The sequence below is a fragment of the Vreelandella zhanjiangensis DSM 21076 genome (assembly GCF_000377665.1).
In the GTDB taxonomy this organism is placed as follows: Bacteria; Pseudomonadota; Gammaproteobacteria; order Pseudomonadales; family Halomonadaceae; genus Vreelandella; species Vreelandella zhanjiangensis.
Genome location: NZ_KB898654.1, coordinates 194,277 through 213,170, shown reverse-complemented (window position 1 = coordinate 213,170; position 18,894 = coordinate 194,277). Strand labels below are relative to the sequence as shown.

General features: G+C 54.6%; 17 protein-coding genes and 1 pseudogene. 14 read left to right on the top strand and 4 right to left on the bottom strand.

The genetic code is table 11. The annotated features are described in order from the left end of the window. The 3 genes and pseudogenes from D467_RS20225 to D467_RS0117195 all read left to right on the top strand — a co-directional run. Nucleotides 1-1,462: pseudogene (locus D467_RS20225) on the top strand (transposase); the annotation flags it as partial. A 203-nt stretch (nt 1,463-1,665) separates the two neighbouring features. Then, the gene (locus tag D467_RS0117200) at nt 1,666-2,034 is read left to right on the top strand and encodes a DUF3703 domain-containing protein (protein WP_018918784.1); all 369 of its coding nucleotides are present in this window, start codon (nt 1,666-1,668) and stop codon (nt 2,032-2,034) included. A gap of 91 nt (nt 2,035-2,125) precedes the next feature. Continuing rightward, nucleotides 2,126-2,560: a GNAT family N-acetyltransferase gene (locus tag D467_RS0117195; RefSeq protein ID WP_018918783.1), complete on the top strand. Its 435-nt coding sequence runs from the start codon at nt 2,126-2,128 to the stop codon at nt 2,558-2,560. Between the two features lie 160 nt (nt 2,561-2,720). Here D467_RS0117195 and D467_RS0117190 read toward each other — a convergent pair whose 3' ends face one another. Together D467_RS0117190 and D467_RS0117185 are read right to left on the bottom strand one after the other, a co-directional pair. Further along, nucleotides 2,721-3,488, bottom strand: a complete 768-nt coding sequence (locus tag D467_RS0117190; RefSeq protein WP_018918782.1) for an SDR family oxidoreductase — start codon at nt 3,486-3,488, stop codon at nt 2,721-2,723. A 110-nt stretch (nt 3,489-3,598) separates the two neighbouring features. Continuing rightward, nucleotides 3,599-4,087, bottom strand: a complete 489-nt coding sequence (locus tag D467_RS0117185; RefSeq protein ID WP_026285823.1) for a TspO/MBR family protein — start codon at nt 4,085-4,087, stop codon at nt 3,599-3,601. A 246-nt stretch (nt 4,088-4,333) separates the two neighbouring features. Here D467_RS0117185 and D467_RS0117180 point away from each other — a divergent pair, with 246 nt between their 5' ends. The 4 genes from D467_RS0117180 to D467_RS0117160 all read left to right on the top strand — a co-directional run bounded on the left by D467_RS0117180 (nt 4,334) and on the right by D467_RS0117160 (nt 6,478). After that, nucleotides 4,334-4,609, top strand: coding sequence for a TehB family protein (locus tag D467_RS0117180; protein WP_018918780.1), 276 nt, complete (start codon nt 4,334-4,336; stop codon nt 4,607-4,609). Nucleotides 4,610-4,792: 183 nt separating this feature from the next. Continuing rightward, the gene (locus tag D467_RS0117170; protein ID WP_018918778.1) at nt 4,793-5,062 is read left to right on the top strand and encodes a type II toxin-antitoxin system Phd/YefM family antitoxin; all 270 of its coding nucleotides are present in this window, start codon (nt 4,793-4,795) and stop codon (nt 5,060-5,062) included. Continuing rightward, the gene (locus tag D467_RS0117165) at nt 5,055-5,318 is read left to right on the top strand and encodes a Txe/YoeB family addiction module toxin (protein ID WP_018918777.1); all 264 of its coding nucleotides are present in this window, start codon (nt 5,055-5,057) and stop codon (nt 5,316-5,318) included. The genes D467_RS0117170 and D467_RS0117165 overlap by 8 nt, the downstream gene beginning before the upstream one ends. A 125-nt stretch (nt 5,319-5,443) precedes the next feature. Then, nucleotides 5,444-6,478, top strand: coding sequence for an alpha/beta fold hydrolase (locus tag D467_RS0117160; protein ID WP_018918776.1), 1,035 nt, complete (start codon nt 5,444-5,446; stop codon nt 6,476-6,478). A gap of 98 nt (nt 6,479-6,576) precedes the next feature. On the opposite strand, the gene D467_RS0117155 is transcribed toward D467_RS0117160, so the two are convergent. Beyond that, on the bottom strand, nt 6,577-7,536 hold the full coding sequence (locus tag D467_RS0117155) for an AraC family transcriptional regulator (RefSeq protein ID WP_018918775.1): 960 nt from the start codon (nt 7,534-7,536) through the stop codon (nt 6,577-6,579). Nucleotides 7,537-7,842: 306 nt separating this feature from the next. Between D467_RS0117155 and D467_RS0117150 the strand changes: the two genes are divergently transcribed. Together D467_RS0117150 and D467_RS0117145 are read left to right on the top strand one after the other, a co-directional pair. Next, nucleotides 7,843-9,027, top strand: coding sequence for an efflux RND transporter periplasmic adaptor subunit (locus tag D467_RS0117150; RefSeq protein WP_018918774.1), 1,185 nt, complete (start codon nt 7,843-7,845; stop codon nt 9,025-9,027). Between the two features lie 6 nt (nt 9,028-9,033). Beyond that, complete coding sequence (locus D467_RS0117145) at nt 9,034-12,210, top strand: efflux RND transporter permease subunit (protein WP_018918773.1); 3,177 nt, start codon at nt 9,034-9,036, stop codon at nt 12,208-12,210. Nucleotides 12,211-12,380: 170 nt separating this feature from the next. On the opposite strand, the gene D467_RS0117140 is transcribed toward D467_RS0117145, so the two are convergent. Then, nucleotides 12,381-14,159: a DUF4153 domain-containing protein gene (locus D467_RS0117140; RefSeq protein ID WP_018918772.1), complete on the bottom strand. Its 1,779-nt coding sequence runs from the start codon at nt 14,157-14,159 to the stop codon at nt 12,381-12,383. Nucleotides 14,160-14,567: 408 nt separating this feature from the next. On the opposite strand from D467_RS0117140, the gene katG reads away from it, so the two are divergent. From katG to D467_RS0117110, 5 genes are all read left to right on the top strand, one after another. Next, entirely contained in the window at nt 14,568-16,769 is a 2,202-nt protein-coding gene (gene katG, locus D467_RS0117130; protein WP_018918770.1) for a catalase/peroxidase HPI, read from the top strand. A 163-nt stretch (nt 16,770-16,932) separates the two neighbouring features. Beyond that, nucleotides 16,933-17,151: a VF530 family protein gene (locus D467_RS0117125; protein WP_018918769.1), complete on the top strand. Its 219-nt coding sequence runs from the start codon at nt 16,933-16,935 to the stop codon at nt 17,149-17,151. A 128-nt stretch (nt 17,152-17,279) separates the two neighbouring features. Then, nucleotides 17,280-17,939 carry a DUF2268 domain-containing putative Zn-dependent protease gene (locus D467_RS0117120; protein WP_018918768.1) on the top strand — a complete coding sequence of 220 codons (660 nt, stop codon included), beginning with the start codon at nt 17,280-17,282 and terminating at the stop codon, nt 17,937-17,939. Nucleotides 17,940-18,001: 62 nt separating this feature from the next. Next, the gene (locus D467_RS0117115) at nt 18,002-18,427 is read left to right on the top strand and encodes a hypothetical protein (protein ID WP_018918767.1); all 426 of its coding nucleotides are present in this window, start codon (nt 18,002-18,004) and stop codon (nt 18,425-18,427) included. Between the two features lie 22 nt (nt 18,428-18,449). Next, nucleotides 18,450-18,890: an acetyltransferase gene (locus D467_RS0117110; RefSeq protein WP_018918766.1), complete on the top strand. Its 441-nt coding sequence runs from the start codon at nt 18,450-18,452 to the stop codon at nt 18,888-18,890. The last annotated feature ends 4 nt before the right edge of the window (nt 18,891-18,894 follow it).

Here is an 18,894-nt window from a genome sequence, read left to right as displayed (position 1 = left end):
ATCCTGCTCAAGATTATCCTGTTTGCTTACTCAAAAGGCATCACCTCCAGTCGTGAAATGCAATGGTGCTGCGAGACCAACATCATTTTCAAAGCCCTTTCCTGCGATACCGTTCCCCACTTCACCACATTGGCCAGCTTCGTCAGCCGCCATGCTGATGAGATTGAAGCGCTGTTCGAACAAGTGCTGCTGGTGTGCCACGAACAAGGCTTGTTGGGTAACGAACTCTTTGCCATTGATGGCTGCAAGATGTCCTCCGACGCTTCCAAAGAGTGGTCTGGCACATTCAAAGAGTTGGGCGAGAAGCGTGAGAAACTGAGAGGCCTGATTCGGCATCACCTACTGGAGCACTACGCGCGCGATGAGGCCGAGACGGAAGCCGATCTGGACCGGGATATCCGACGGGCCAGGACGATTCTCTCGCTAGATGCCGCCATGAACAAAGTGGATCGTTTCCTAAAGACGAGCAGCCCAAGGATGGGCCGGGGGAAGCGAATCAAGGAAGTGAAGAGCAATCTGACCGATAACGAAAGTGCCAAAATGACCACCAGCAAGGGCACGATTCAGGGCTATAACGGCGTCGCCACGGTGGATAAAAAGCACCAGATCGTCATTGACGCTCAGGCCTTTGGCGAAGGCCAGGAACATCACACCTTGCAGCCCGTACTGGAAACGGTCGCAGCCCGTTTTAAGAAGCTCGGGATTGCGGACAACATCTACCAGAAAGGCACCGTCGTCACCGCGGATACAGGCTTTGCCAACGACAAATTTGTCGGGAATAAATTTGAACAGCCGCAGGCTGGCCCGGAGGGCGAGTCTCATGGATGAGACGAGTAAACCCAATATGAAGTATCTGCACGAACAGCAGATCAACGGCTACATCCCCGATAACCAGTTCCGCAGCCGAGATCCGAAGTTCGCCGACCAGAAAGACAAATACGGCAAGCGCCACCAGAACCTGCCGGACAAAGGCTGGCGAGAGACGACGCCCGCCAGCGCGTTTCAGTTTGATCCAGTAGCGCTAACGTGTATCTGCCCAACCGGCGAAAAGCTGTCCTATCGCGGGCAACGAGAAACGGACACTGGGAAGATCCGGGTACACTTTGAAGGGCGTTTGTTGCAATGTCGGCACTGCCCCAAGAAAGTCCGATGCATGCAGACCCCGAGCTTTGCCGACCATCGCAACGGCGCAGGGCGACAAGTGTCTTTTATTGTCGAGAACAACCGCTTACCCAATTACACTGACTGGATGAAGCACCGAGTTGATAGCCCGAAGGGCAAAGAGATTTACAGCCATCGCATGTAAGTTGTAGAGCCGGTGTTCGGAAATATTGGCACAACGAAGGGGCTGAACCGCTTTAGCCTGCGGGGCAAGAAGAAAGTACAGGGCCAGTGGCAGCTCTACTGTCTGGTGCACAATATTGAGAAGTTGGCGAATTATGGGCACTTGGCCGCGTCATGAAGGGCTTGGAGCGGGGTATGTTGCTTTGTGAGCTCAAAAGAACATCTTCAACTGGCTTAAGCTGGGCGCTCAAGCGGCTAAATGCCGATATTAAGCTTACTCAGCCAGATGACCGGCTGGGTAAATGAATAAGGACAACAGGCGGTGGAGATAGCTCGAAATCGGGTTTTTCTACAGCCTCGTTATATCCCTAGGAGGTCTTCATGCAACGTACTTTTTCACAGCGAATAGCATCTTACGTCGAAGCAGAGCTGGCGAATGCAAAGCTGGCGAGGTCAGCCGGTGATATCCAGCAAGAGTTTGCTCATCTAGAACGGGCGCATGTGCTTGGGCAGGAATCAACTTATTGGCATGTTAAGGTGCATGTATTGATGCTGATGTGGGCGACTCGTAATCACTCAGTCCGAGAAATGTTGGGTCAGGTTTTCAGAATTGTTGGGGCTGCGACTAAAACCGTATTTGGGTTAGTACCTCAAGGCAATACAGGGGGCGCAAATGTCAGCCCATTCAAGAAAATACCAATTGCGCCTGAGTTGGCTATTTTGATTCAAAAGGCCAAGTCTGGTGTATAAGGCATACGCATCGCACGGATATCTTTTACGTCGTTCCGCTCTGTAAAAGGCACCGATGCGCTCTGCGTTATTTACTTGGAGGAAAATAACAGTGGAAGTAACTATCGGTAATGATTCTGAGTTGATCAAGCTGGCTCGAGGTATCCGTTATCAGGTGTTTACACGCGAACAGCAGATCCCTGCAGAGTTGGACCTTGATGGATTTGATGAGGAGTCATTCCATGCGTTGGTAACTGAAAACGGTGAACCAATGGCTACTGCTCGCTTAACAGTAAAAGAAGATGGTTCTTCTATTATGGCCAGGGTAGCGGTCAGTGAGGTATACCGAGGAATGGGAGTCGCTTCGAAAGTTGTCCAAGCAATAATTCAATATGCGCAAAATATAGGTGTCAATTTCATTGAAATCCACGCTCACAGTTACCTTAGAAGTTACTACGAAAGGTTTGGATTTGAGTTCATCAAAGAAGTAGAAGTTGTGGGCGAACATCAGTTAATTGAAATGCGGCACCAAATAGTGCGCCCGTAATGCGGCGTTATCAGTGTAATCCCCCGACAATCCGAAGCATCTGTAAGTAGATAATTCCGCTAAATCGAACTCGGTAACTAATTCCCGAATTTCGATCAGTGACTGTGCCTGCCTATGCAGTAATTTCTTCGTCGCCGAAGGTTACCAGTTAGCAATCGCGTCACGAGTGGTAGACCTGGCTGCGGCCGCCATCGATCAGAATATCGGTGGCATTGATAAAACGCGCTTCATCGCTGGCTAGAAAAAGCGCCGTGTTGGCGACCTCATCGGCCTCACCGATGCGTCGGCATGGCAGCAGATCCACTTGGTGTTGGCGTTCGGCTTCGCTTAGTCCGTCCAGCCAGGCTTGTGCGGGAGGCGTACGAATCAAGCCAGGTGAGATAGAGTTAACACGGATACCGCGCGCCGCATATTCGATTCCCAGTGAGCGGGTCAGGCCGATCAGGCCGTGCTTGGCGACCGGGTACGGAAAGGCGCCGGGGATAATCTTGTGCCCGTGGACGGAGGCGATATTGACGATATGGCCGTACTCGCGGGCCAACATGCCAGGTAGTGAGGCCTGAATGACCCGCCATGCGCCTTCCAGATTGATCGATAGGCAGCGCCGCCAGGTTGCTTCATCGGTTTCAAGCGGGTCCGAGAAAACATTGACGCCAGCGGCATTGATCACAATATCGATTCGCCCCAAGGCATCGCCGACCTCTGCGACCGCGCGATTTACCGCTGTCGTCTCGGCCACATCGGCTTCTACGCCCACGACAGGGTGGCCGCTTTCGCGCTCGAGTCGAGCACATTCCCTGGTCAGCGCCAAGCTATCCCGGTCTAGCAGTGCCACGCTCGCGCCTTCGGAAAGAAAACGCTCAGCCGTTGCCAGACCGATGCCGCTGGCCCCGCCGGTAATGAGTGCCGTACGTTGCTTGAGTCTCATGCGTGGTAATCCCGCTATTTATAATTGAGCTGATAGGTAGAGTGCGTCAGGAAGTCATGTTTTCCTGTTCTTTAATAGTTATTCTCTCCAATGCCATGTTCGGTCGTTCATTACCCCAACACCTGCGGATTAAGCTGCCATACACTCCAGGTCAGCGCACAGGCCAGGCTCACCCAAGCGAGGTAAGGCACCAGCAGTACACCCGCCAACGGCTTGAGCCGCCAGAACATCACCAGCGTAATCAAAATCAACACCCAAAGCGCGACCACGCCGATAAAGGCGATAGCGCCCAGCTGCCAGGCGAAGAAGAGCCAGCTCCATAAGGCGTTGAGCGCTAGCTGTATTGCGAACACCACAAGCGCGGGCCGGGCGCCGGGTTCGCGCCAGGCAAGCCAGGCGGCAATGCCCATCAGGCCGTAAAGCGTTGTCCACATCGGCCCGAATAACCAAGCGGGCGGTGCCCATGGCGGTTGCATAAGCTCTGCATAGAAAGAGGCTGCATTGACGGAGGCCACCGCTCCAATGGCAGCGGCTATATAGGCCAGTATTAGCCAGCCAATCAGGCCCAGAATCTGCTTTTTACGGGAAAGTGCACGCACGTGAGCCTCTGCTGTAAAGTATAAAAATCGTTTCAAGCGTAGTGTAAGGCAATGGGATCGGCCACGACGGCGGTTGCGAAAGCTTGCGGCTAAAAACTTCGAGCGTTCCGGCTTAACGCCGTTCATCACTCAGGTTCACGGTGAGGCAGGCGCGGTACTTGGTGGCAATTCCCCATCAAGCATCAATCTTCTCTTTCTCGATTCTGAGCGTTCTGAATATCTAATTAGCGACAAGGAGCCGATAACATGAAAGATTTACCCGTAAATGTTTCTCCCTATAAAAGAACGCCAGAATTTACCGAAGAGAGCGTTCCCACGGGATTGTTGAAGGACCACACGACCAAAGACGGTGTATGGGGCAAGATTGTGGTGCTTGAAGGCTTGCTGGAGTACACGATTAAAGAGCCTGCACTGGATATCATCGAGCTAAGCCCAGAGCGGTATGGTGTTGTAGAGCCAACGATAAAACATCATATCAAGCCATTGGGTCCGGTAAGATTTTTTGTTGAATTTTATCGCTAATTTGAAAGCTGTTGAGAACCGGCCGCTTGAATATCGTTCGCCATAAGCGTTACGGATTTTACAGGTTTAATCCTGAAGTCGGGATAGAAAAGCCAAATCGTCAAAAACCTCATGTCCCATAGACTGTACAGGTTGAGCATTCGAGCGCATACTTGTACCTTAAAATGTACATGTGGAGGTTCCATGCGAATCGTGTCCTTTACAGAAGCCAGAAATGGTTTAAAAGCCGTGTTGGATAGTGTCGTTAACGATGCAGATACCACTGTCATTACCCGGCGTGATGCTGAGGATGCGGTGGTCATGTCATTGGACTACTACAACAGCCTGATGGAAACGGTGCACCTGTTACGTTCACCAGCCAACGCTGAGCATCTAAATCGTTCCATTACGCAGTTCAAAGCAGGAAAAACAACCCAAAGAGAGTTGGTTGATGAAGAGTTAGTTGATGAGTAGTCGCTTGCTCTCATGGACCGATGAGTCATGGAACGATTACCTGTACTGGCAAACACAAGACAAAAAGACGCTTAAGCGAATCAATAAGTTAATAAATGATGTTAAGCGTTCGCCCTTTGAGGGCATCGGTAAGCCAGAGCCATTAAAGGAAAACCTGGCTGGCTTCTGGTCCCGCCGTATTGATGATACCAACCGCTTGGTTTACGCCGTGGACGACCAAGCTATTACGATAATTTCGTGTCGCTATCACTACTAACACCATCATTACCGCTTTCAGCGCACAAGATACTTCAGCAGACGAAAAAGCTTAAAGGCGGCATGTCTGACAATTGCTGCCATACTCTTCATGTCACTAAATCCATGGAAGAGAGGAGCGACACAATGGCACGTCCGGTTTTTGCACGTACGTTACTGGTGAACTGTATGGGCGCCGCACTCGCGGCTGGCTACATCGGCAGCGCCTCGGCTGAAGACGCACCTGAATACGACGGTGAACTGTCCGGTTTTGAATACGCCTACCCGGTCGAGCGGTTCGATTTCAGTTCTCAAGGCCAGAACATGCAGATGGCCTACCTGGATGTTCAGCCGGAAGAGGGCAGCGCCAACGGTCGCACGGTGGTGCTGATGCACGGCAAGAATTTCTGCGCGGGTACCTGGGAAGATACTATCGAAGCGCTGACTGATGCGGGCTATCGCGTCATCGCGCCGGATCAGGTGGGGTTCTGTAAATCGACCAAGCCTGAGCATTATCAGTTTAGCTTCCACCAATTGGCGACCAATACCCAGGCGCTGCTGGAAGATCTTGATATAGATGATGTGACCGTGATGGGCCATTCCATGGGCGGTATGCTGGCTACACGTTTTGCGCTGATGTACCCGGAGCAGACCGAGCAGTTGGTAATGGTTAACCCAATTGGGCTTGAGGACTGGAAAGCCCTAGGCGTGCCTTACCAGAGCATTGATGAAGGCTATCAATCCGAGCTTGAAAAAACTGCTGAGGGCATCCGCGCCTATCAGGAAAGTACCTACTACGTGGATACCTGGGAGCCTGAGTACGACCGTTGGGTAGAAATGCTGGCGGGTATGTATGCTGGCGAAGACGGGGAACTCGTTGCCTGGAATCAGGCGCTGACGTCAGACATGGTCTTCACTCAGCCGGTGGTTCATGAATTTGATCAATTGCAGATGCCTACGCTGTTACTGATTGGCGAGAAGGACAACACCGCCATCGGCAAGGCGCAAGCGCCGGAAGATGTTCAGGAAACCCTGGGCCGGTACGATGTGCTGGGTGAACAGGCCGCTAACGCCATTCCGCAGGCAACGCTGGTCGAATTTCCAAAGCTTGGCCATTCGCCGCAAATTCAGGAACCCGAGCGTTTCCACGAAGAGCTGCTTAAAGGTCTGGAAAGGCTTTAACGCTGAGATGCATGTTTGAAAACAGCGTCAGCGCCTGAGTGACCTGAAGTAGGCAGGCGCGGGGAGAGCTTTAAGCGCCTTGCGCCTGCCAGCCTTAATCAAGCGGTCGCTGAGGCCATCGCGGTGCCTTTTAACTGGCTAACATCGGCACGGGGCGGGGCGCCGAACATACGACTGTACTCGCGGCTGAAGTGAGAAGGGCTTTCATAACCCACCCGGTAACTGGCGGTAGCCGCTTCCAACCCCTCGGCCAGCATTAGTCGCCGGGCTTCGAGTAGGCGCAATTTCTTCTGGTACTGCAGGGGTGACATTCGTGTGACTTGTCGGAAACTGTGATAAAGCGTCGATTCGCTCATATTAGCGGCCGCGGCCAGCTCACCGATCTTGAGTGGCTGGGCATAGCGCTCTTTAAGAGCATAAATAACCCGCGCAATACGATTAGCTTGAGAATCCGATGCAGCAAACCGGCGCATGTGAGGTCCCATCTCGCCCATCAGGGCTCGGTAAATTAGCTCCCGCCGGGCCAAGGGGGCAAGCACCTTAATATCGTCCGGTGAATCAAGCAGGCTTAATAGCCGATAGAGCGCGCCCTGCATACGGGCATCCATGGGAGCCGATTTTAAACCGCAATCCATCTCGGGGCAGATAGCATCACCCCCCGCGGGCGGTGCCTTGTCACCCAGTTCCAGTATCACTCCAGCTACTTCCTGAGGCTCTACCGAGACCTTAACCGCCAGATAGGGTTTCTCTGGAGAGGCATGGTCAACTCTGCCTACCACAGGCAGGTGAACGGCGCTCGCGATGTAACTTAGGCCGCTGTGAACGATCTCCTTATCACCCAATAGCACGGTCTTGCTGCCTTGAATAATAAAGCACAGGGATGGTTCATAGACGGCGCAGTGAAAACTGGCAGGGGCGTCAGCGCGCACCAGTTGGACCTCGGCAATCGCCGTATCCTGTAATTCTTCCAGGGGAGACCAGCGGCGGACGACTTGGATCAATTGCTGCGGCAGGCTGTCGCTGAAATGGGCGAGCTGCTCAGGAACGATAACGGTCAATGGCTTTCCTCCTTAACAGATTGCAGTATATGCCTACGTTTTTATAAATCTGATGCTTTTTCATCTGGTATTGCAGAATTAGGCAAGTACCTCGTAGAAATTGGCAACCCACACTGTGTGTCATCAGACAGACACAATGCATAGACGCGAAAACTCTTTGCTATCTTGCCCCGCCAGTCTTGTTCAGCTGCTTACGACCCACGACAGAATTAGGCAATCATGCCGCAGGAACACGCTACCTTGAATGCGCTTGCCTCGCCTATGGTGAGTCACGTTTGTGGGCGCTGGATATTGGAGCAAGTAATTATGGGAAGTCTGTTTCAACGAGTCCGTTTTACAAGCAGCGGCACAGTGATCCTGTTCCTGCTGATAACGGCCTTGCTTACCGGGTGCGAAGCCCAGAGCGAGGAGTCAGTAGCATCTTCACCACCACCGCCGGAAGTCGACGTGGCGGAAGTCGTGGTTCAGCGGGTGGTGTTAAGTGAGGCATTCACTGGACGCGTGGAAGCCGCCGAAACGGTCGAGTTAAGAGCTCGGGTAAGCGGCTATATCCAGGAAGTGGCATTTGAAGAAGGCGAGCTGGTAGAGCAAGGGGCGCTATTGTTCCTGATCGATCAACGTCCTTATCTGGCACGTGTTGGCGCCGCCCAGGCGGATCTTGCTCAGGCCAGGAGCCAACTGGCCCAGGCTGGAAGCGAGGCCGAACGGGCTCGGGTGTTAGTGGGGCGCCAAGCCATTTCTCAGGAAGTTCATGACCAACGCCAAGCGGCCCTGAATAATAACCGAGCCATGGTGGATGCCGCGCAAGCAGCCTTAGAGTCCGCCGAGCTTGACCTTGAGTACACCCGTATTACCGCGCCGATCAGTGGTCGCGTCGGTCGGGCAATGGTGACCCGGGGCAATCTGGCCAATGCCGATCAGAGTCTGCTGACCACGCTGGTGAGTATTGATCCGGTTCACGTCTACTTTGAAGCGGACGAACAGGCCGCGTTTGCCAGTCAGACACTTTTGGCCGGTGAGGCGCCAAACATCCTGATGATTGAATTGGGCGGCGACTCGCAGCGGCAGTACAAGGGCACCCTGGACTTTATCGACAACCGTTTAAACCCTAACACGGGAACCCTGCAGTTCCGGGCGGTGTTAGCCAATCCGGATGGCCATATTCGTCCTGGGGAATTTGCGCGGGTCGAAATGCCGGTCGCTCGTTTAGAACAGGCGTTACTGGTGGATCGTAAGGCAGTGCTGACCAACCAGGATCGCCGCTACGTCTATGTCATTGATGAAAACAACCTGGCAGAGCGGCGCCCGGTAACCACCGGGCGACAAGTCGACGAAATGACGGTGATCACCGAAGGACTCACCGCCGGTGACCGAGTGATAGTCAACGGCGTGCAAAAAGTCTTCATGCCGGGCATGGAAGTCTCCCCTCAACAGGTGGCGAATGTTCCGCCGATTAACGCGCAACCCACCATTGCTGCCAGGGAAGAATAAACCGCCATGAACTTCTCCCGTTTCTTCGTGGACCGACCGATTTTTGCAGCGGTACTGTCGATCATTATTCTGGCGGTAGGGCTGATCTCCATTCCCAACCTGCCGATTAGCGAATACCCGGACGTGGTGCCACCCTCCGTGGTTGTCCGCACAGTTTACCCGGGAGCGAACCCAAAGGAGATCGCCGAGACGGTCGCCACGCCGCTGGAAGAAGCGATCAACGGCGTTGAGGACATGATGTATCTCAAGTCCGTCGCGGGCTCTGATGGCGTGCTGCAAATGACCATCACCTTCCGCCCAGGTACTGATGCCGAGGAGGCCGCCGTTCGGGTACAGAACCGCGTCAGCCAGGCTGAAGCCCGGCTGCCTGAGGCAGTACGTCGTCAAGGAGTCACCACCCAAAAGCAGTCGCCAACATTTCTGATGGTCGTTCACCTGACCTCTCCCGGTGGCGAATACGACACCCTTTACCTACGCAACTACGTACGGCTGAATGTGCGTGACCGTCTGGCTCGGCTCGAAGGGATAGGGGATGCGCAAATTTTCGGCGGTGGTGACTACGCCATGCGGGCTTGGCTGGACCCAGATCGAATCGCCGCCCGCGACCTAACGGCCAGTGATGTGGTGGGCGCCATGCGCGAGCAGAATGTGCAGGTCTCCGCCGGGCAGTTGGGAGCCGAACCTATAGAACAGAGTGATTTCCTGACGCTGATCAACGCGCGTGGGCGGCTGGAAACAGAGGAGGAGTTTGGCGACATCGTGCTCAAGCGTGGCCAAAGCGGCGAGATACTCAGGCTTTCAGATGTAGCGCGGCTGGAAATGGGGGCCGGGAACTATACCCTTCGCTCGCAGTTAGACGGCCAGAATGCGGTGGCAATCGGTATCTTTCAGGCACCGGGAGCCAATGCGTTGGCGATCCGCGAGCAGGTGGTGGCCACCATGGAGGAGTTGTCCGAACAGTTCCCTGAAGGCGTTGAATATGAGGCAGTCTACGACACCACCATTTTTGTGAACGACTCTATCAAGTCGGTGATAGCGACCCTGCTGGAAGCCGTGCTGCTGGTGGTATTAGTGGTCACGCTTTTCCTACAGACCTGGCGTGCCTCTATTATCCCTTTGCTTGCTGTACCGGTGTCGGTCATCGGTACTTTTGGGGCGCTCTACCTACTGGGTTACTCCATCAATACGCTAACCTTGTTTGGGCTGGTGCTGGCCATCGGTATCGTGGTGGACGATGCCATCGTGGTGGTGGAAAACGTAGAACGGAACATTGAGGAAGGCCTAAAGCCGCAGGCAGCCGCTCATCAAGCCATGCGGGAAGTATCCGGGCCTATCATCGCCGTCGGCCTGGTACTGTGCGCGGTGTTTATCCCCATGGCTTTTCTCTCTGGCGTGACCGGGCAATTCTATCGGCAATTCGCGGTGACGATTGCTATCTCCACGGTGATCTCCACCATTAACTCCCTTACCCTGTCACCCGCCTTGGCGGCGATGTTACTCAAGCCCCATCATGCGCCTAAAGATCGCCTTACCCGAGTGATTGATAAGCTGTTCGGCTGGATTTTCCGTCCCTTCAATCGCTTTTTCAATGCCAGCTCAAACAAGTACCAAGGCGGGGTCGCTAGATCTCTGAAGCATCGTGGCGCGGTGTTTGTGGTCTATGCGTTGTTGCTGATGGGTACCGGGGTGATGTTCAAAACGGTGCCGCCTGGCTTTATTCCGGTGCAGGATAAACTCTACCTGATTGCGGGTGTCATTCTGCCGGAAGGGGCGTCCCTGGAGCGAACCGACCAGATGCTCCAGGAGGTGGTCGATATTGCCTTGAAAACCGAGGGTGTGGAACACGCCATTGCCTTTCCCGGCCTGAACGCACTGCAGTTCACCAATACTTCTAACACCGGCGTGGCTTTTCTGACTCTCAGCGCCTTTGGCGAGCGCAGCCTTAGTGCCGCAGAGATAAACGCCCGAATCAATCAGGGTATTGGTAGCTTAAAAGAGGGGTTTGCGTTTTCATTTATGCCGCCGCCGATTTTGGGGCTGGGTAATGGCTCAGGCTTTCAGCTGTTTATTGAGGATCGCGGGAATCTTGGCTATGGAGCATTACAGGAGGCGGTTAATCAACTCCAAGGTGCGATTGCGCAAACACCGGGCATGAGTTTCCCTATCAGCAGTTATCAGTCCAACGTGCCGCAGCTGGATGCAGAGGTGGATCGGTTGAGGGCCAAAGCCCAGGGCGTGCCGTTGACTGAACTGTTCGACACCCTGCAGACTTATCTGGGCTCGACCTATGTGAATGACTTCAATCGCTTTGGCCGCACCTGGCAAGTCATCGCCCAGGCGGACGCCCCTTATAGGGCCAGCGTGGAAGACATCGCTCGGCTACGGACTCGCAATGATCAGGGAGAAATGGTGCCGGTCGGCACGATGGTGGATATCAGGCAAACCTTTGGCCCAGACCCGGTACTGCGTTACAACGGTTACCCAGCGGCAGATCTAGCCGGGGAGATTGACCCTCGGGTGCTCTCTTCTGCGCAGGCCATGGACGTTATCGACGCGTTGGCAGAAGACGTGTTACCTCCGGGTATGGCATTGGAATGGACCGATCTGAGCTACCAGCAATCCACACAAGGCAATGCGGCACTGGTGGTCTTCCCGCTATCGATTCTGCTGGTATTTTTGGTATTGGCGGCACTCTATGAAAGCTGGACGTTACCATTGGCGGTGATTCTGATCGTACCGATGTCGATGCTGGCCGCCCTGATAGGCGTTTGGTTTGGCGGTGGTGACAACAATATCTTCGTACAGGTGGGGCTGGTAGTGCTGATTGGCCTGGCGTGTAAAAACGCCATCCTGATCGTGGAATTCGCCCGGGAGTTGGAGCTGCAGGGCAAGGGTGTAGTGGAAGCGGCCTTGGAAGCCTGCCAGTTACGTCTGCGGCCCATCATCATGACGTCGATCGCCTTCACGGCTGCCGTATTGCCTTCGGTAATTGCCACTGGCGCGGGTGCCGAGGTGCGGGCGGCGCTGGGTACCGCTGTATTTGCTGGCATGATCGGCGTCACCCTGTTTGGCTTGTTCCTGACGCCGGTGTTCTACGTGGCGCTGCGTAAGCTGTCCGGCCCTTTGGTCAGTCATCACAGCCCCACGCTAGATACCCCATCCTACCCAGCCAGCCATCCTTGAATGGCAGGAAGAACAATGACCGGGTAGTACTTGGAGTGGGCTTGCATATAGAAAAGAGTTAGAGACCGGGCTAGAGAGAAAGAGAGATAGAAAAAGAGAAAGGCTCGCTCGGTAACTGAACAGACAAGCACAACGGGCTATTCCCGCTGTGCTTGTCTGTTTTCATCAGGCTAAAAAGAAAGCTGCTGCCGGGCGTTTTCAATCGTCGGTCGCAGATTATAAAGGCAGCTACCGCTTCGGTAGACATCGGCGGGCCCAGTAATACGTTCCAGATCATCCGTAGTCGGAATCGTTTGGCACGTCTGATCATCTTGCGCCTGAGTGGCGCCGAGTAGCATCAAATGGCCGAACAACAGCCAGTTGCCATCCCGTTCGCCATACGCATTGCCCACCGCGCTATAGGGTTCAAAAATGAGCCACTGGAAGGGTGTGTCGCTGCTTACTTGCAGGGTCTGGCAGGGTTCCGTCTGGCTCAAGCAGGTGGAGTTCTGTTCAACCAGCAGGTTCAGCAAGGGCTCGGGAAGTGAGGCGCCGTTAGGGCTTGCCTTGAACTGCTGGGCGACGTCATTCAGCTCTTGGGTATCCACCAGCGGTTCCTGGCTCCAACGCTCGGTTTGCTTGAGCGAAAGCTCAATACGTCGGGCCAACTCAGGCTGCGACTGGGCAAGTTCGCTCTCTGCCAGGGTTTGTAAGGCCAGGGCGCCTGGCTGGCCGAGCTGGAAGCGCAAATAGTCGACATCAAAGGCCTCTGCCGTTGTGCGGCCATCCAGCAGTCGCTTGACCTGATGCTCGGCAACCCACTGGCGCATATCCGCAAGCGGCGTGTTAACCACGATCAACACAATGGCCACCAGCAGGGCCAGGCCGACGTTGGCGCGCTGCAGAGTGGGAAGCGCTGCTCGGCGCCGCCAGAGCAGAAGCACGCTGTAGCTTAGAGTAAACGCCGCGGTTAGCGCTTGCAGCAGGGCGGCCCACAGCCGGTCCAAGCTAAGGCCGTATTGGTCAACTCGCAGCCAGAGCGCCCAGGCGGCCAGCACGCTACCCACCGGCAGCAATACAACGGCCAGTAAGATGACGCGGCGTAGCCAGGTTGGATAGGGGGATGGGCCATGTGTTTGATGAAAGACAACGTTGAAGAACAGCAGCAGGGTCAGCATCAGCGCCATTAATATGGAGGAAGCTCTGCCCGTATCCCACACGGGCTGCACGCCGGTGAAGGGAAGTACGGCAAAGAACAGCAGAATGATAAGCGCCACCAGCGGCAGTAATGCCTTGATAAGCGCCTCACCCATCTGCCGCACGCTTTGAATCAGGCGAAAGCGGTTGCGAATCATCACTAGCGTCAAACCCATCACCAGCCAGGTAGCGGGATAAATAAACATGGGCTCGCTGAAAAGCGTTTCGAAAAAGCCTAGGCCAATAGCGGCAAAGAGCGCCGCCCCCAGCCATAAAAGGCCCCAGAACACGCCAATAAATAGCGCCAACTGGGCAAGCGTCAGAACGAATTCCCAGGAGTAATTCAACAGCGGTGAATAGGCAGTAGGCCAGGTTCTGCTAGCGGCGCTGCTACGAAAAAATAGTGCCAGAATGAATAACGCCACGCCAACCGCCACGCAAAAGGCAAAAGTGAACTGATGCCGCGCCCACGGCTGCTCGGGCGTCTGTTCGGCCCAGCCAAGGTGCCAGCCCAGCCAAAACAGCAGCGGGGCCAGCAGTAACGGTAGAAAATTGAGGCGATCATGCAGCCGTTCCATGCTGATCAGATAAAACGCGGGCAGAGCGAGCGTTACCGTATAAAGCGCTTTGAGCCAGCGCAGATCAGCGGTCACCCAGTGCTCGTGGTCGATCGCCAGATGAAGCGCCAACAGCGCAACGCCCTGCATGACGGCAAGTACGATCAAGCCAGCACTAGTAGCCTTGTCCAGCGTATTCGGTCGATTGTCATCCATGGCAGCTCTTCGCAAGTTGAGTCAGCGTGAGGCCATGTGGTCAGGCCGTGAGTCACCATCATAGTCTGCAAAGAAGGCATTGATAACACTCATTTTGAATAGAGCTGACAATGGTGAGCCTAACAGCGACGTTGAAAATGAAATTCTTTTGGCCTTGCAACGATCACCCCATCCTGCCCATAAACAACCCCTTAGCTGTTTACTTAACATTCTTCGCCTTGACGACCTCACTATTGAATCCTTCACTGTATCTTGATGGTTTCGAAGTTGAATCCTTCATTAACGTGACGGCTTATGGAATCACTCAGAGCTTTCTATCGCAGGTCGGGCGGTGTGGTTAGCGCTTGGCGTGATCAGAAATATCACTTGAATGCCCAATAAGCCCAGCATTTAGTCGAGGAGAATAACGTGTCTGATCAAAAGCCTAAACGCCGTGAATGGGGTGCACGTACCACGCCGAGCCTGCAAGGGAATGAGCACTGGTGGCCTGACCAGCTCAACCTCAATGTGCTGCACCAGAAACACCCGGATGCCAATCCCTTCAGCGAGAGCTTTCGCTACGGTAAGGCATTTGCGCAGCTCAATGTCGATGAGCTGAGTGCCGATGTTGATGCGCTGATGACCGATTCTCAGGATTGGTGGCCTGCCGATTGGGGGCATTACGGCCCATTCTTTATTCGCATGTCATGGCACGCGGCAGGCACCTATCGGGCGCTTGATGGACGCGGTGGTGGCGGCACCGGTGCGCAGCGCTTCGCTCCGCTCAACAGCTGGCCCGATAACGGCAACCTGGACAAGGCACGCCGCCTGCTATGGCCCATCAAAAAGAAATATGGCGAGAAGCTCTCCTGGGCTGATCTGCTGGTATTCGCAGGCAACCGAGCGCTTGAAACCATGGGCTTTAAGACCTTCGGTTTCGGCTTTGGCCGTGCAGATATCTGGGCGCCAGAGGACGATATCTATTGGGGCCCAGAAAATGAGTGGTTGGGTACCAAAGACGAACGCTATACCGGTAGCTTCGAAGACGGCAGCCGGGTGCTCGATAACCCGCTTGCCGCGGTGCAGATGGGGCTGATCTACGTTAACCCCGAAGGCCCCAACGGCGTGCCGGACGCGGCAAAATCCGCAATGGACGTGCGTGAAACCTTCGCTCGGATGGGAATGAACGACCGCGAAACCGTGGCGCTCACCGTGGGTGGCCACACCTTCGGCAAGATGCACGGCAACGGGCCAGCAGATGCCGTGGGTGGAGCGCCTGAAGAGGCCAAGCTTCACGAGATGGGCGTTGGCTGGGCCAACAAGCATGAGACGGGCCTGGGCGAGTACACCATTACCTCTGGCCTTGAAGGTGCCTGGACGCCTACACCGACCAAGTGGGACAACACGTATCTTGAAACGATTTTTTCCCACGAGTGGCAGGTCAAAAAGTCCCCGGCTGGCGCCAACCAGTGGGAGCCGGTGGAGGTTAAAGATGGGTTCTGGGTGCCCGACGCGCATGTTGAAGGCAGGAAAAATCCTCCGGTAATGAACGCGGCCGACATGGCCATGATTGTTGATCCAGATTATCTGAAGATATCCAAGGAGTACCGCGAGAATCCGGATGTGCTGGCCGACGAGTTTGCCCGCGCCTGGTACAAACTGCTGCATCGCGATATGGGACCAAGTGCTCGCTATCTTGGCCCGCAGGTGCCTGAGGAAGTTCTCGTCTGGCAGGACCCGGTGCCTAAGCATGAAGGGCCACTGGTTTCTGACGAACAGATCGCCACGCTCAAGCAGGCAATTACCGATACTGGGCTGACTGCCAAGCAGTTGATAGAAACCGCCTGGGCCTCGGCCTGTACCTATCGCCAGACGGACCACCGCGGTGGCGCCAACGGTGCCCGCATCCGCCTTGAACCGCAAACCGGCTGGGATATCAACGTACGCGGCGGCGTGGCGGAGGTGATCGACCAGCTAGACAAGATCAAGGGCGCTTCCAATACCAATATTTCGCTAGCGGACATGATCGTTCTGGGAGGAAGTCTCGGGGTCGAAATGGCCGCGAAGGCGGCTGGTCACGACATCACCGTGCCGTTCACGCCGGGGCGCACCGACGCGACCCAGGAGATGACCGAAGTGGATGCCCATGCCTATCTCGAACCGAGGCACGATGCGTTCCGCAATTATATGCAGGAACAATCGACGCCTATTCCAGCCGAGCACTTGATGATCGACCGGGCATTCATGCTGAACCTTAGCGCGCCCCAGATGGCCGCACTCTTGGGCGGCATGCGGGCTATCGGCATTAATGCCGGTGATAACAACACCGATGGTATCTTCACTCAGCGCCCGGGCCAGTTGACCAATGATTTCTTCGTCAACCTCATCGATATGGGCACCGTCTGGGAGCCGGTTGATGAGGACGAAGGGCGCTTTATAGGCCGGGACCGCAAGAGCGGTGAAACCAAATGGACTGCCACACGGGTTGATCTGGTCTACGGCTCGAACTCGCAGCTGCGCGCCATTGCCGAGGAGTACGCCGCGGATGGCGGCGAGCGCCATATGCTTCACAAGTTTATCTCTGGCTGGGTCAAGGTGATGGAGAACGACCGGTTCGACCTGCACCGCTAAGGTTCAGCCCTTTGATGAGCGAAAAGATTTTCGCTCCCTAACCTAAATAAGCGCGGCGGAAGGCTACTTCCGCCGCGCTTTTCAATGTCCTCTGTTAACATTCGTGGTTTGTCGCCTGTCGCTCGTTGGATAGGGCTTTGAATATGCCATAGGGAATCACTCAATGAACCATCCACAACCTAATAACCCGTTACATGGCTTAAGCCTTGAAAAGATTTTAACCCGCCTGGTCGAGCGTTATGGCTGGGATGGTTTGTACGCTGAAATCAACGTTAACTGTTTTCACAACGACCCTTCCATCAAATCCTCGTTGAAATTCTTACGCAAAACGCAGTGGGCTCGCGATAAAGTGGAAGCGCTGTATATTAATACGTTTACCTAAAGGTTCGAAATTGGGCCCAATGAGTTATTGAAAGGCCGATATTTAGTCGCATCGGCTAGAAACAGTGGAAACTATCAATTTACTTAAGTTAGCTTTGGTTTCATCCCCACTCCTTTAAGGAAGCGCTGATGATCACTCCCTTGTTTCTGGATACCGATGATGGGCGGCATTTCTCGCCCGATGCCCGTCAAACGATCAAGGAGGCTTGCGCCGTCGCTGAGCCAGAAGTACGCCAGCATCTTCCCATATTGCCAGACGAAATCGAACTTGCCTGCCAAACCGGGACACTCGTTATCCCGGAAACCGGCGAAATGGGCCTGTCCGTTTCAGCGTCTCGTGTGGGCTGGACGGTAGATGCCAGCCGTAAAGGCGGTGTCGCGGCGACCGCTCGTACTCAGTTACGTTTTACGCTGTTTCATGAGCTGCATCATCTGGCCAGAGGCTGGGTAATCTACCGCGATGAACCGCGCACGACCTTTATGGAGGGGGTTGTCAGCGAAGGGCTTGCGGTTGTATTCGAGCGCGACGTGGGCGGGCGCTCAACACCGTGGGGAGAGTATCCAGATAATGTCCGCGAGTGGGTCGATGAGCTGTTAGCACTTCCCGTTACGGCGCCTTACTACTCGTGGATGATCCAGCATGCTGATGGGCGGCGTTGGATCGGCTACCGCGCGGGTACCTATATTGCCGAGCAGGCGATTCGTGCATCGGGCATGTCGGCGGCAGCGCTGGTTCAGGTGCCGACCGATGAGATTTTGAAAATGGCCGGTATTCATTCGATCAAGTAGTCGTGCTAGGCCAAGCGCTACCTCGAGGTTGTTCTATCATCATCCATAAAGAGTTAGAAACCGTGCTGAATCCCGTCATACAGGAAGAAACCACCGGCTGCGGTATTGCCTCGGTCGCCAACATTCTGGGTCACACCTATCCTGAAATGAAAGCCACCGCTAACGCCATGGGCATTTATGCAGAAGATGAATCGCTTTGGTCCGATACTCAGTACGTAAGAAAAATGCTGGCACACAAGGGCGTGGTAACGTCACCCGATGAGGCGCCCTTTACCTCATGGCAATCACTGCCAGATCTGGCACTGCTGGCGATTAAGCCACATCAACGTGATGGCAAGCATTTTTGGCACTGGGTGGTGTTCAAGCGTGAAAATGGCGAGGCGATGGTACTGGATTCCGCAAGCTACCTGCCCGCCAATATCCGTACGGATTTCCATGTAATGCAGCCAGCGTGGTTTATCGAGGTTAGCCAACCAGCGGCTGAATGAGCAATAAAGGACCGAGACAGTAATGCAAATAAAGCAAGCCACAAAAGCCGATTACCCCGTGTTAATCGAAGTATGGGAAGCCTCCGTCCGTGCGACCCATGATTTTCTGGCTGAAAGCGACTTATTGGCGCTCAAGCCGCTCATTCTTGAGCAGTATTTTGACGCAGTCGATTTGGTGGTAGCCAGAAACGATACTGGTGATATCGTCGGCTTTTGCGGGGTTTACGACGACAATATCGAAATGCTGTTTATTGCCCCACAAGCGCGCGGGCAAGGTGTGGGGGCGCTACTGGTATCTCATGCTATCAATACCCAGGCGGCTACCAAGGTAGATGTAAATGAGCAGAACGAGCAGGCAGTGGGTTTCTATCAGCACATCGGTTTTTCGGTTATAGGGCGCTCGCCGCTGGATGGGCAGGGAAAACCTTATCCGCTGCTGCATATGGCACTAGCGAAGCGTTAGCTGC